The organism is Microvirga roseola (genome assembly GCF_020866965.1).
Lineage (GTDB): Bacteria > Pseudomonadota > Alphaproteobacteria > Rhizobiales > Beijerinckiaceae > Microvirga > Microvirga roseola.
This window is the reverse complement of sequence record NZ_JAJATX010000185.1, coordinates 1-686: the sequence shown is the minus strand read 5'-3', so window position 1 is coordinate 686 and position 686 is coordinate 1. Positions and strand designations below refer to the sequence as shown.

Sequence of the window (686 nt, the reverse complement as noted above, 5' to 3'; positions counted from 1 at the left end):
AATCGGGATAGGGGGGAGCCTCGCGGTTCCACCCCTCCCACACCACCGTACATACGGGTCCGTATACGGCGGTTCGTCGGATTACTCGGCTGATTGGATATAGATGGAGGCGAGGCCGAGGCCTCGGAAGTAGGCGTTGGGGAACGCTATGGAGAGTGCCGGACTGTTGCTGATCCGCCAGACGCCGTGAGGGCTTCCGGCGGTTTGGGCCGCCAGGTCCTTTCCGACGCCGAGGCGGCGCAGTTCCGCGAAGCGGTTTGGTCCGTACTTCCATTGCGCCCAAGCGATGGCGCGCAGCCGCCGTCTGACCCAGGCATCCAGGTCGCGCAACGTGAGTGGAGTTTCACAGAAGCCGAAGTAGCCACGCCACCCGATGAGGTAGCGGGAGAGCTCCGGGACGATCTGCGCGAGGCTGCGCCCGCACGACCGACGCGTCAGTTCCCGGACCCGCTGCTTGAAGAGGGCTTGGGGCGCAACGCGCCTTTGGGGCTCTTTCCGGTAGAAGAAGCTGAAGCCGAGGAACTTGCGTTGGTGTGGGTGGGCAACTGCGCTCTTCGCCTTGTTCACCCTCAGCTTAAGGCGCCGTCCAAGGAACCGGGTGATGCTGGCCATCACCCGCTCGCCTGCGCGATGAGTGCAAACGTATATGTTGCAATCATCGGCATAGCGGGCGAAGCGGTGGCCGC

Annotated in this window: 1 protein-coding gene; it reads right to left on the bottom strand. The window is 64.0% G+C overall.

All coding sequences use genetic code 11. From position 1 onward, the window contains the following. Window positions 1-81: 81 nt before the first annotated feature. A partial coding sequence (locus tag LG661_RS24790) for a group II intron maturase-specific domain-containing protein (protein ID WP_268995521.1) occupies window positions 82-686 on the bottom strand: 605 nt, incomplete at its 5' end.